The sequence below is a fragment of the Methanobacterium sp. genome (assembly GCF_038562635.1).
Classification (GTDB): Archaea; Methanobacteriota; Methanobacteria; order Methanobacteriales; family Methanobacteriaceae; genus Methanobacterium_D.
In genome coordinates this window covers 1721045-1734363 of record NZ_JBCFBO010000001.1, presented here as the reverse complement: position 1 = coordinate 1734363, position 13319 = coordinate 1721045, and the positions used below count along the sequence as shown (strand labels likewise).

General features: G+C 33.6%; 9 protein-coding genes. 1 reads left to right on the top strand and 8 read right to left on the bottom strand.

What is annotated here, in order from left to right; genetic code table 11:
* Positions 1 to 53: 53 nt before the first annotated feature.
* The 6 genes from AAGU07_RS08405 to AAGU07_RS08380 form a co-directional block, all read right to left on the bottom strand.
* A complete protein-coding gene (locus AAGU07_RS08405) occupies positions 54 to 641 on the bottom strand; it encodes a hypothetical protein (protein WP_342458661.1) in 588 nt (195 codons plus the stop codon).
* A gap of 331 nt (positions 642 to 972) precedes the next feature.
* The gene (locus AAGU07_RS08400; protein ID WP_342458660.1) at positions 973 to 1557 is read right to left on the bottom strand and encodes a hypothetical protein; all 585 of its coding nucleotides are present in this window, start codon (positions 1555 to 1557) and stop codon (positions 973 to 975) included.
* A 134-nt stretch (positions 1558 to 1691) separates the two neighbouring features.
* The gene (locus AAGU07_RS08395; RefSeq protein ID WP_342458659.1) at positions 1692 to 2261 is read right to left on the bottom strand and encodes a hypothetical protein; all 570 of its coding nucleotides are present in this window, start codon (positions 2259 to 2261) and stop codon (positions 1692 to 1694) included.
* A gap of 123 nt (positions 2262 to 2384) precedes the next feature.
* Positions 2385 to 3464 (bottom strand): M28 family peptidase, encoded by a 1080-nt coding sequence (locus tag AAGU07_RS08390; protein ID WP_342458658.1) that lies wholly within the window; start codon positions 3462 to 3464, stop codon positions 2385 to 2387.
* 37 nt (positions 3465 to 3501) lie between these two features.
* A complete protein-coding gene (locus tag AAGU07_RS08385; RefSeq protein WP_342458657.1) occupies positions 3502 to 4113 on the bottom strand; it encodes a PepSY domain-containing protein in 612 nt (203 codons plus the stop codon).
* A 972-nt stretch (positions 4114 to 5085) separates the two neighbouring features.
* Positions 5086 to 5880, bottom strand: a complete 795-nt coding sequence (locus AAGU07_RS08380) for a V4R domain-containing protein (protein WP_342458656.1) — start codon at positions 5878 to 5880, stop codon at positions 5086 to 5088.
* A gap of 732 nt (positions 5881 to 6612) precedes the next feature.
* On the opposite strand from AAGU07_RS08380, the gene AAGU07_RS08375 reads away from it, so the two are divergent.
* Positions 6613 to 10575 carry a hypothetical protein gene (locus tag AAGU07_RS08375; RefSeq protein ID WP_342458655.1) on the top strand — a complete coding sequence of 1321 codons (3963 nt, stop codon included), beginning with the start codon at positions 6613 to 6615 and terminating at the stop codon, positions 10573 to 10575.
* 522 nt (positions 10576 to 11097) lie between these two features.
* Here AAGU07_RS08375 and amrS read toward each other — a convergent pair.
* On the bottom strand, positions 11098 to 12105 hold the full coding sequence (gene amrS, locus AAGU07_RS08370) for an AmmeMemoRadiSam system radical SAM enzyme (RefSeq protein ID WP_342458654.1): 1008 nt from the start codon (positions 12103 to 12105) through the stop codon (positions 11098 to 11100).
* A gap of 161 nt (positions 12106 to 12266) precedes the next feature.
* Positions 12267 to 13298 (bottom strand): thiamine-phosphate kinase, encoded by a 1032-nt coding sequence (gene thiL, locus AAGU07_RS08365; protein WP_342458653.1) that lies wholly within the window; start codon positions 13296 to 13298, stop codon positions 12267 to 12269.
* Positions 13299 to 13319: the final 21 nt, after the last annotated feature.

Here is a 13319-nt window from a genome sequence, read left to right as displayed (position 1 = left end):
TAATTAAACATTATTTTTTCTTCTTTCCTAATGAAAAAGTCAAAAATGAGGATTTAACCTCTTTTAATATATGCCCAGTAACCAGTACCTACCACAATGATCAGAATAATCGAGCTAAGTATAAACCCCATATTAAATCCAATATTATCGTTTGATGGTTCTGGAAGAATTGCTGCAGTGGTATTGGCTGCATGGGTAAAATTAGCTGGTTTTGATTCTTTTTGACTATTTAAGGGCACTGGATCCACATTTACTTTCAGGACTTCTCCAGTATTGTAGTCTACATGGATTTGTCCAACGTTTTTTCCATTTTTATCATTGATCTGTATCATCCAGACAGGATAATCATCAATTATCTCATATCTAGTTTTTCCGGTGGAATTAAACTGATCTTCGTCGACTACACTTATGGGCATCCATTTTACTTCTCCAGTTTTCATATCGTTCACTTTAACTTTCAAATCATCCCATTTGGGATTAATAGCAGAGTAAGGTAGGTTATGGGAGTTTAGATAACTTTGAGCAGATGTTCTAGCTTGATTTTCACCAACTACAGGTCCTCCATTAGCATAAATGAAATTTAAAGTTCCTATCACTAAAATCATTACTAAAAATATTTTTAAAATATCTCTAAATGTCATTGAATTCATTCCTTTGAATTTGTTAAGTTAGTGTTAACTTACTCTATTAATAAAGTTTCCTATTAAATGATTATTTATATTTACATGGAAATGCTTAATTAAAACCAATTAATAGAATTTATGGCTATTTAGGATCGTTTTAAAAGAATATTGGAGTTATATATCTGAAAAAAAGATTTATTAAGCATTAAAAGTACCGTGATTTAATACAGAAATATAATGAGTTTTTAAGTAGTATTATATACTGGCAGCGTTAAATAGTGGGATTTAGAATCTAATTTGAGGTATAATCAAAATTAACATAATTGTCTAAAAAAGTTGAGATGAGGATTTAACCTCTTCTACTATACATCCAGTAGCCGACACCTACCACAATAAGTAGAATGATCACGCCAATTATAAGTCCTGTGTTGTTTGTTTGCCCTTGAGAAGCTTGATTGGTTGTATTGACAGGATTAACAGCGTTAGTTGCATTGGCTGATGTTGACTGGTTATTGTTAGTTGTGGATACAGGATCTAAAATTGCTTTTAGAACATTACCATTTTCTGAATCTATATAAATTCTTCCAACGTTTTTTCCATTTTTTTCATTAACCTGTACAACCCATGAAGAGTTATAACCAGAAACCCATTCATATCTACCAGGTCCACCGAAATCAGGACTATCTCCTTTGGCTTCACTTTGAGGTATCCATTTTACTTCGCCAGTCTTTGTATCTTTTACTTTAGTTTTCCAATCATTCCAGCCCGGAGTTACTGCGGTGTAAGGTAAATTATGCGTATTCAGGTAGTTTTGAGCTATTGTTTTAGCTTGATTGGCACCAATAGTAGGCCCTGAATCAGCGTAGGCAAAATTTAAAATTCCAATTATAAAAATAGTTATTAAAAATATTTTAAAGATATTTTTCAATGCCATGAACCCCCTATATATTTGTTAGGTTATTATTGGATTTGGTCTGTAATAAATATTGTCGTTAAGTCATTATTTTCCATCAAATGAATATAGATCTATATTAGAAAATAAAAGAAGTTAAAAAAGAGGGTTTATCATCATATTCTAGTGTATACAAAGTATCCCACACTAATTGTACTAATCAGAAGGAGTATGCTGTATATAATTCCTGCATTATGTCCTGATGATCCTTGAGAATTTTGATTGGCTGAATGGGCTTTATTAACAGTACCAACGGCATTGGTTGGAGGATCACTGGTCTGAAATACTGGATATATACTGGCTTTTAGAATTTTACCGTTTTCAGCATCTATGTAAATATTTCCAACGGTTTTTCCGTTCTTTTTATTAACCTGTACGGCCCATGTTGTATTGTGGCCTGAAACACCTTTATATCTGCCCGGTCCTCCGAAATCGGAGCTATCTTTTTTGGCTTCATCGACGGTTATCCATTTTGCTGAGCCTGTTTTAACATTTTTGACTTTGACTTTCCACGCATTCCAGTTAGGAGTTATTGCAGTATATGGCAAGTTATGTGAGTTTAGATAATTTTGTGCTGTATTTTTAGCTTGATTAGGACCTACTGCAGGTCCGGAGTCTGCATAAGAAAAATTTAAAATGCCCATTACAATAATGGCCATTAAAAATATTTTAAAGATATTTTTCAATGCCATCCCTCCATATATCTTTAGATTATTATTGAATTTAATTTATAATAATTATTATTATCTAATTATTACATGGGAAATTAGTAAGGGATCTTAAGCACGAAAACTTTAAAATATATGTTGTTAAGCTATTGAAATATTTTTTACAGCATAAAATTTGTCAATATTATCTATACTTGTTTTAACGAGGCTTAAAATTGTATTCAGGTGTTTTTCTAGTCCTTCTTCACCGCCGTTATTTTTCACCAAATTTTCATAATTATCGTTCACTGTAAGATAGCCCGGCATTTCCTTATTATTGTGGGTTGAAGAATTGATATTTGGGTTTTCTAGACATGTTAAAAATGTTGAAGGGATATTTGCATAAGAAAAAGGCAAATAAATGTGGCTAATGGGATCTTTTCTACCTTGAGGTTCTTCATAGGTCATGAAATCGATCTTTTCAGCATTAAAACCATTATTTCTGGCATTTAAAACTAAAAAGTTTATAAATGTCTGGTTATTTTCAGCAAATGAATCCTGACTCACAAAGCAGGGATTACCTTCCCCAACAGCCTCTAAACTTATAACAGCAACAGTATTGTTAATTGAATCCTGGTTTTCAAGAAGATAATGTCTTGCACCTATTAAGTAGGGTATGTACATAATTTTGTTGTATTCTTCTGAATTTAAACTGGTCCTTGGACTTGCATTAACTGGAAACGTGTATGGATCTTCGCCAGCTCCAAAACCTATTAATTTTATGGTAAAATAAGGCTTTTCATGTTGATATTCCTTTGCAAGTCCTATTAGAACTGCAAGTGATGTTACATCATCATTAGATCCTTCTGTATAGTTACCTGTATTTTTATCTTTTACTGTATCCAAATCTGCACATATGATGATTTGTTTGGAAGATGTCCCATTTATTGTGCCTACAACATTTTCAGAGCTTTTAAAACCTTTTGAATACATGGAATAATATTTAAATGATTGAATTTCGGTTTTAACTCCATAACTATTGAGCTTTGATTTGAGATACTGGGCAGTTTTATTTTCATTTTCAGATCCTGCAGGTCTGGGCCCTATTTCCTGTGAAATGTATTTTACATCGGATACTAATGATAAATCTGAAGAGTTACTATTAACATCTGGATTTATAAATAAAAAAGATATAATAAATACAAAGACTATGATTGGAATAAATATTTTTTTAAAATTCATTTTGATTTGCCCCTAAAAAATAAAAGATTTTTTAACCTCATATTCGGGTATACATTAGATAGCCAGCACCTATTGCAATAATTAAAGCGATTATGCCAAATATGATTCCTGTATTAACGCTTGAGGGCTCTGATTGACTATTTAATTCAGGGAAAGTCTGACTAGTTGCATTGGTTATATTAGTCGTGTTTTTTGGTGCAGTGTTTTCAGCTGTTTTGGATAGATTTTTGGTCTGGGACTTTCTTGGTACTGTAACTTTTAGGACTTTACCAGTTTCTCCATCAATGTAGATCGTTCCTGCATTTTTCCCATCCCTGCTGTTAACTTGTACAAGCCATACTCCATACATATTATCGAAAACTTTTTTGTATATGCCAGGTCCACCAAACTCTGGGTCATCGTGAATGAATGTGTTAATGGATATCCATTCTTTTTCTCCAGTTTTGGTATTTTTAACGTAGTAATACCAGATGTCCCCGTTAGGAGTTACTGCAGTGTAGGGCAAATTATGGGAATTCAAATAATTTTGTGCTATTGTTTTGGCCTGATTTTCCCCTATGCTTGGCCCAGTATCTGCATAGGCACAGCTTAAGATTGTTATTATTAAAATAGTTATTATTGCTAGTTTAAAGATGCTTTTAATTGCCATTTAATCACCTCCATTTTTTTATCAAAAAAATTTAAGGGCCCTTAAAATCCTCAAAAATCGAAGATTTTTTCAAGCTGTCAAAACTGAAAGTTTTGACACCGCAAATCGAGAGCTGGAGAAAAATGCATAGCATGCGAAAAATCTTTGATTTTCGTGGTGTCAAAATTGAAAATATAGGAAATGCGTAGCATTTCCTATCTCCCAAAAATCGAAAATTCGATTTTTGATGATTTTGACAACATTTTTCTATGTTTGCGAATTTTCAATTCGCAACCGTAAAAATCGCAGATTTTTACATGCCGGAGGAAATGCAATTTCCTCGGCCACAAAAACGTAATTTTTGCCGGCCCAAAAAATCGTAGATTTTTTAGGGATTTGCAGGCTTCGATTTTCGAAAGTTCAGAAAATCTTAAATGAGATCTTCTTCAACCTCCTATTATTTTTTAATTTATTATTAAATTAACTTATTAATAAAGCTTTTGTAAGATGTTTATTTTAGATATAAAGGCTCTATTGATAAAAATAGCACATATTAAAATATTTTAAACTTAATATGAAGTTTTAATAGGGTATAAGATATGTATGTGTTAAAAAGGCATTATTTAAGATTTTAAATGTGCATTGTATATATACGATTTCTATATTAGTGTGATATTGTGTTCAAAAATGTCTAATATGTATTTAAAATGATTTTAAAGATATTTTTTGTTGATATTGATTTTTTATCAGTTTATCGTAGGTATTGACTTTTTTAAGACAGTTTAGCTTTTCACCAAATTGTAAGATGTATACGGGTTTTTCAGCACTGTTAAATTTTGAGAAGTATAAATATAATAATTTAAATTAAAGGAATTAAGACGGGATTAAATCCAATCTTAACCCTATGATTTAACAGCGCATAGTTATGGACCTAACGATGCAGCGTGTTAACATGATTGACGCATAAATTAAAATTAGGCATCTATAATTTGTTTAGATAAATTCTATTGATCCTTTTACAGGTAAGTTTATTTTTTTATCTAACTTTTTTATAACAAAGGAGCAGTATTTATCTCCTTTAGCAACACATTTAATTTCCTCAACTGAAACTTCAGATTGGAAATGAATGGAGAAAATGGACTCGAAAGACCCTTTAGCAATTGCACAGTTTGGGATTCCTGTGTTAACCATGTCTTTGCATTCGAAATTATCATCAATGCGAATAGTTAAGGGATTTTTATTTATTAATTGGATATGTCCTGCTTCGAATTTATCGAGAAAAATAGCCATATTATCAACTAATTTTTCAGTCTTAGGGGATTGAACTTGTTCATACATTGCTTCGCCCATAAAATTTCCTATATTAACTAGTAATGGATCTATGTCAATGCCGTTATTACTTAAAAAAAATCTAATACTTCGCAGGGATAATGCATAAAAATCAACTGAATTGTCAAGTTGAGTAAAACAATTCTTAAAATAATTTTTTAAATCAATATTTAGCTTTATATCTGTAGATAATTCAACATACTGCCTTGCTTTAATATAAAATAATTTTTTTCGTTTATCGTAAGGATCGCTTTTTGATCCAATTAGGCCCCTATCTTCCAGTACTTTTAGGTGATTTGAGAGAGTAGGTTTGGATTTGCCTGTTTTGGTAAGGATTTCATCAAAATAAAGATCTTTTTCTTCAAGGAGTGATAATATTTTAGTTTTAGTGGCAGACTCAATTATTTTGGGCCCCTCTGGAGTCATATATAATTGTACATAATCAGATGTTTTTGCCATATAATTGAATAGTGTAACTCTGGTATATATTATTTAGGGACATATACTAATTGTTTTTATTGATTAGAACAATTTTGTTAACTTATTGATTAATAATATATTATAATATCTTTTATTTGTATTAAAACGAATTATTAGCATTTATTATATAATAAATTGTGAATATGGGTTATTCTATAATTTAATATAAATAATACTTTTAAATTATATATCTATAATTTTAATGAGTGTAATAATCTATTTATGCTATTTAATGGGCTTTATATAATTTAGATTTTAATAAAATATTTACCATATTATATGTTTTTATTACAAAGTAATATTAAACTTCATATTTTTAAATTATATAATAAAAATTGTTTTTTATTTTTAGAAAGTTCTATTAGTTTCAATTGAATTGAATAGACCATAATGTTTGGTATATATTGAATTATTCAAACATGTAGAAACCTTTTTATAGTGGAAAGAACAAAATGGCCGGTAAGAACATAATAAGAAATTATATTAATTTGGACTATCTTATATTTGGACTATACCAAGTTTTAAAAGCCAGGAGTTAATTTCCATGAATATTTTATTAGAATCAACAATTACTGAATTAATTTCACCTATAATGGCGGTTAATGGCGCTATAATTACCTACAAACCATTTAGAGGTGATATTATAGTCTATTAATTAATGGGTGAACATACGAAATAGAATAAATGAATTATGAGAGGAGGTGAAATTAGGTGAAATATAGTAAAAAACATGGAGTATTTTTGTTTACAGTGTTATTCCTTGCATTAATACTTTGTAGTACAGTTTCTGCAGCAAATACAACCAACGCAACAACTGATGTTAATTCTAGTGCTGCTTCATTAAACGCAAGTAGTATCATAGATCCTGTAATTTCAGGTAAAGTTATAGAAAGCCCATCCAATTCTGGATTATCTGGAGTTTCAATTAGGGCTGAAACTACAGGTGGTACTCTTTTAGCTGAAACAACAACAGGAACAAATGGTACATATTCTTTGAACTTTACCAGTTCTGATAAAGCATTCAAAGTTACTGCAAGTAAGTTAGGTTATATTTCTTACACTCAAAAAGTGAATGTAAGTCCTAACGCAAATGATCCAAATACTCTATATAGTACTGCAAATTTTACGCTATATAAATTACCCGCATACAGTGGTAATGCTTCAAGTTATGTATTAAATGTAGGCGTACTTCCACAAGTTTTATTGGATCTTTACGCCGGAAAATCAAGTTCTTGGGTGAACAGTACAATTTCGCCTTATGCAAGTAGTGTGGACACACCTTTGGAGATCAAACTTCTTAACGGCAGTTTGTTATCTGGTCTTTTAGATGTGAATTCAACAGATGATCAAGGTACGGTAATTAAAGGTATCCTTCCATCAAATTTACCAACTCTACTGCAAGTTTTAGGACTTAAAGTAGGTCTTTTAAATGCGACTGCTAATTCAAGTACTCATCCTCCAGCAGCAAATGGAGGAAGTGGTGTAGCATCAGTTGATCTGAATCTGCTTAACTTGCTTCCAGTTCTGAATTTAGGTTTAATAAATTCAAGTACTAGTGTAACACCAAATGCAAATGTTACTGCAGTAACAAGTACATCCGGAAATGGGGTAGCAGATATAACCCTTTTAGGAGGGGTATTGCAGATTAAAGCGTTACAGGTAACTGCAACAGCAACTGCAAATGGACAACCTGGTGGAGCTAGCGCTAATTTCAAATGGTCAGTAGCGGATATACTGCTTAATGGTAAGAGTATTCTAAGTGAATTAACAGCAAAACTTTCTGTTGAACTTCCTGGAGTACTGAACATATCTATAGGTAATCCTGTAATAAATATAGCTGCAGATGGAACATCTGCTAGCGTATCTGGAGATGCTATAAATGTGGAGCTTCTTGGACTGCTTTTAGGCGGTGTAAAACTGACAATTGGTCACGCTGACGCTGCAGCACAGTTTGTAGCTGATGCAAAAGCTGACTTAAGCCTAACCAAAACAGTAGATGATGCAACACCACAATACCAGCAAAATGTTACATTTACATTAACAGCACATAACAATGGGCCTGCCACTGCAACAAACGTTGCAGTAACCGATAAATTGCCTACTGGACTCAAATTTGTCTCAGCAGATGGTAACTACGATGCTGCAACTGGTGTATGGACTGTTGGGAATTTAGCAAACGGCACAACTGCTATATTACATATAGTGGCACAGGCTATCGCTGCAAACACTCAACTAACAAACACTGCAGTTATAGGTGGAAATCAGACCGATACAAATTCCAGTAACAATCAGGCTAATGTAACTATAAATGTGGGGCCTGCTTCTGACCTGGGTATTAAAATAACCGTGAACAATGCAAATCCAAAATATTTAGATTATGTTACTTTCACTTTAACAGCAAGTAATTATGGACCTAACGATGCAGCAAACGTTAAAGTGTACAATACATTACCTAACGGATTTAATTATGTGTCAGATGACTCTAACGGTAAATTTAACTCTACCTCTGGATTATGGGCAGTTGGTCCTTTAGCTAACGGTGCATCAGCTATATTGCATATAGTAGCACAAGCTATGATTTCTAATGCTACAGTAACTGACACTGCTAATATAACTGATCCAGACCCTACTAGCACTACAGAATTCTATGATCCAAATTCTAGTAACGACAATGCGAGTGTAACTGTTGATGTAGGGCCCGCTACTGACCCAGCTGTAACTATAACATCATCAGCTCCACGTTGTAACTGTCTGGATAAGGTCGTATTTACTATAACTGCACGTAACAATGGACCAAACAATGCAACAGGAGTAACTGTAATGACCACACTGCCTGCAGGACTTAAATTCGTATCTGCCGACGGTGTATATAACTCAACAACAGGAACATGGACCATTGGGAACTTAGCAAGCGGTGCAACTGCTACTCTAAAATTAGAAGCACAGGCTACAGGTTCAAGAACTACAGTAACTACTGCCGCATTTATATTTGGATATGAACTTGATACAAATGACACAAACAACAATGCTAATGTAACTACCATCCTGGATCCAGTCACTGACCTAAGTATAACCAAAACACCTGACAAAACTACAGTTAACTACCTGCAGAATGTGACCTTTACATTAACAGCACATAACAGCGGACCTAATGATGCAACCGGTGTTACTGTAACTGATAAGTTACCTAAAGGACTTAAATTCTTGTCTGCTAGTGGCAACGGTACATATAACGCTGCAACTGGTGTATGGACTGTTGGTAATTTAGCAAACGGCGCAACTGCTGCTATAAACATAATGGCACAGGCTATTACATCAAACACTAAATTAACAAACACAGCTGTTATAAATCCGAACACTGCTGCAAACGAAAATGATTTAAACACCACTAACAACCAGGCTAATGTAACCGTAACTGTGAATCCTGCTTCTGATTTAAGTATAGCTAAAACAGTAAGCAATGCAAACCCAAAATATCTACAAAATGTGACTTTCACATTAACTGCACATAACAGCGGACCGGATAACGCTACTGGTGTTACTGTAACTGATAAGTTACCAACTGGACTTAAATTTGTTTCAGCTAGTGGTAGTGGTAATTATGATGCTGCAACTGGTGTATGGACTATTGGGAATTTAACAAATGGAGCAAATGCTACATTAAGTATCATAGCACAGGTTACTATTTCTAACGGCAAGGTTACCAACATAGCTGTTATAAATGAAACCAACTATGATCAGAACAATACCAACAACCAGGGTAATACAACTGTAGTTGTAGGTCCGGCTTCTGATCTTAGCATCACTAAAACAGCAAGTGCCAGCAAAATTAACTATTTAGGACAAGTAACTTTCACATTAACAGCACGAAACAACGGACCGGATGCTGCTGCAGGTGTTACTGTAACTGATAAGTTACCAACTGGACTTAAATTCTTGTCTGCTAGTGGCAACGGCACATATAACGCTACAAGTGGCGTATGGACTGTTGGTAATTTAGCTAACGGTGCAACTGCTGCTTTAAAAATAGTAGCACAGGGTATTGTTGCAAACACTGCATTAACCAATGTCGCAATTGTAACCGGAACAAACTATGATCAGAATTCAACCAACAACCAGGGTAATACAACTGTAACCACAGGTCCAGCTTCTGACCTTGGTATAACCATGGCAGTTAACAAACCACATCCAAAATATTTAGAGTATGTGACTTTCACTTTGACAGCAAGCAACTATGGACCTAATGCTGCACCAAACGTTAAAGTATACGTTACATTACCTAATGGGCTCAAATTTATCTCAGCTGATGGTACATATAACGCTACATACAACTCAACAACTGGATTGTGGTCTGTAGGTCCTATGGCTGTTAACACTACTCAGACATTACATATAGTAGCACAAGCTATGGTCTCAAATATAGTATTGACAGCTAAAGCGTACATAACTGACCCTCCAGAAGATCTCAGTGAATTCTTTGATCCAAACAGTGACAATGACAATGCAGATACCACATTAGATGTAGGTGCAAATGGTTCATCAGATACCAGCACAGATACTGGTACAAATACGCCATCAAAAACTATTCCGATGCAAAAAACAGGAATTCCAGTTGCTGGAATGTTACTGGCTGCATTAATGGTTTTTGTTGGAATAAGGCCTAGGATGAAATAAAAATAGAATTTTTTGCTCGAAAATTCCCTCAAAATTCTTCGAATTTTTACGGTTGCGGAATTCAATTCCGCAAACATCAAAAATCTTTGATTTTTGAAAGCCGCCGAAAAATCTATGATTTTTTGGGCATTCGAAATTTATAATTTCGATGCACCAAACAAGAAGCCCTCGAAATCTCTGATTTCGGGGCGTCAAAATCAAAGTTAGCAAAAAACGGAGTTTTTTGCACATGAGAAACTACGTTTCTCTGCCCCAAACGCTTAGCGTTTGAGGGCTCCAAAAATTCGTAGAATTTTTGAGAGATTTTGACAGTGTTTGAGTGCTGCAAAAACAATGTTTTCGTAAGCTGTCAAAAACTGAAAGTTTTTGACGCGACAAACACTTGTGTTTGCCGGCTACGAATTTTCGAGGTTTTTTTTTTAAATGATTTAATTAACTCAAATGTACTTTTAACTTATTCTAAAATTATAATAATTTAGTTATTGAATGTGTAAATGTAATTATTTTAAGTTTACAGCTAGATTAAGTTATAATATTTAGTTTTGCTTTACAGGCAGGACATATTCCTTTTTCTTCCACTTCTTTACCTACAACTTCAAACCCATTTCGCTGTATAACCATTTTTCCGCATTCTGGACAAAATGTACTTTCTTCACCACCTGTAGAAACATTTCCAATGTATACATATTCCATTCCAGCTTCTTTTGCAATTTTATAAGCTCTTTGGAGTGATTCTACTGGTGTTGGTGGTAATTGGCCTAATTCATAGTATGGGAAAAATCTTGTAAAATGTAGGGGAACTTCTAATCCTGTTTCATCTACCATGAAGTTCACTAAAGCTTTAATATCTTCTTCAGAATCGTTGTATCCAGGTATAATTAAGTTTGTTATCTCGATATGGATTTTATTTTCATAAAATCTCTTTATATTATCTAAAACAGGTTGAAGCCTGGCCTGGCATAAATCTCTGTAAAACTTGTCAGACATTCCTTTTAAATCAATATTTGTAGCATCAAGGTAAGGGCCTATCATTTCAAAGGATTCTTCACTCATATATCCATTTGTTACATAAATTGTAGATATTCCTTCTTTTTTTGCAAGTTTAGCTGAATCATAAGTATATTCAAACCACATGGTTGGTTCATTATAAGTCCATGCAATGGATTTACATCCGTACTGTTTGGTAAGTCTTATTGCTTCTTCAGGAGGTAGCTCCCGTGTTGGAATTTCTTCTATATCAACCTGTGAAATATTCCAGTTCTGGCAGTGTTTACATCTAAAGTTGCAGCCCACTGATCCAATGGAAAAAACAGTTGAACCGGGGTAAAAATGGAAAAGAGGCTTTTTTTCGATGGGGTCTACGGCTACAGATGATGCTGCAGCGTAATTTAAGGCATAGAGTTTTCCGTCCATGTTTGCTCTCATACTGCAGAAACCCGTATCTCCTTCAGCAATAACGCATTTTCGGGCGCATATTTTGCAGTTCATGGCACCATCTAATTTATCATAAATAAGGACTTCTTTTTTCATGATTACTCCCCACTAAACCTTTTTATTTATAATTTAATCAAGAAGTTGGATATCCATATTGTGATATAATTATATTTGATTTGATATAAAAATAATTAGATGAGTATTAAACGATAATATGTTGGGTTAATTAGAATCTTAAATAGCATCAAGTGGTTCAATTAACTTTTTTTAGGGGATAAATGTTCGTAGCCACGCGGTTTAATTATGTTTTTTGTCCCATCTTTATGCAGAATTTCTATTTTTCCAGAAGATGTTACATTTCCTATTTCATAGAGGTGGATTCTTTCTTCAATTTGTTTAAACCCCTCTTTTTTAACAGTTAAAAGAAGTTCAAAATCCTCACCATAGTAAAGAGCAAATTCTAGGGGATCTTTGCCTGTTTTGTCTGCTACTTCCCGGATTTCTTCAGGGATTGGGAGCATTTCTTCATTTAATGTCATGCCGATTCTGCAGTTATTTGCATTTATGAGCTCATCAATTTCACTTACCAGGCCGTCGGTTATATCTGTTGCAGAAGTTATAATGCCACTTTTTGCAAGTAAAATTCCTTCATTTACCCTTGCTTTTGGATTTAATGCATGTTTCAACAGGTGATCTTTGTAATTTGGATTCAAATCTTGAAATTTGTTTTTATTAAACAGAACCTCAAATCCTGCAGCTGCAAGTCCAACAGGGCCGGTGATAGCAATTATATCTCCGGGGTTTGCTCCATCTTTCATTAAAACGTTTTCTTTTTGAACAAGTCCTAAACATGTTCCGCAAAGAGTAAGCTCCTGAGATTCATTTGTATCTCCTCCAATGAGCTTCATATCATATTTTGAACACATATCCAGAATGCCTTCAATTAGCTCTTCAAATTCATCAATTAACATGTCTCGCGGCAGCCCCATAGAAACAATGATTCCTATGGGTTTAGCACCCATCGCGGCTAAATCGCTCACATTTACAGTCACTGATTTTTTACCAATCTGATTGTAGCTCATATCATCTGGAAAATGAGTAGATTTAAAAAGCATGTCGGATGTTGCAACTAAATACTGATCTCCTAAATTGATAAGTGCTGCATCATCACTTAAGCTTTTAAAGGAAAAGTTATCTAGAAAAGTAGAATTAAAGTCAGATTTTTCGGCTTTACTTAAAATCCGTTTTATAAGTCCTTTTTCCCCAATATCTGAAATTTTACGGGGCATTTTTTAACCTTGTTTAATTAT

Coding starts and splice junctions, on each gene's coding strand:
- AAGU07_RS08405 (WP_342458661.1), bottom strand. CDS start 641: ATGACATTTAGAGATATTTTAAAAATATTTTTAGTAATGATTTTAGTG.
- AAGU07_RS08400 (WP_342458660.1), bottom strand. CDS start 1,557: ATGGCATTGAAAAATATCTTTAAAATATTTTTAATAACTATTTTTATA.
- AAGU07_RS08390 (WP_342458658.1), bottom strand. CDS start 3,464: ATGAATTTTAAAAAAATATTTATTCCAATCATAGTCTTTGTATTTATT.
- AAGU07_RS08385 (WP_342458657.1), bottom strand. CDS start 4,113: ATGGCAATTAAAAGCATCTTTAAACTAGCAATAATAACTATTTTAATA.
- AAGU07_RS08380 (WP_342458656.1), bottom strand. CDS start 5,880: ATGGCAAAAACATCTGATTATGTACAATTATATATGACTCCAGAGGGG.
- amrS (WP_342458654.1), bottom strand. CDS start 12,105: ATGAAAAAAGAAGTCCTTATTTATGATAAATTAGATGGTGCCATGAAC.
- thiL (WP_342458653.1), bottom strand. CDS start 13,298: ATGCCCCGTAAAATTTCAGATATTGGGGAAAAAGGACTTATAAAACGG.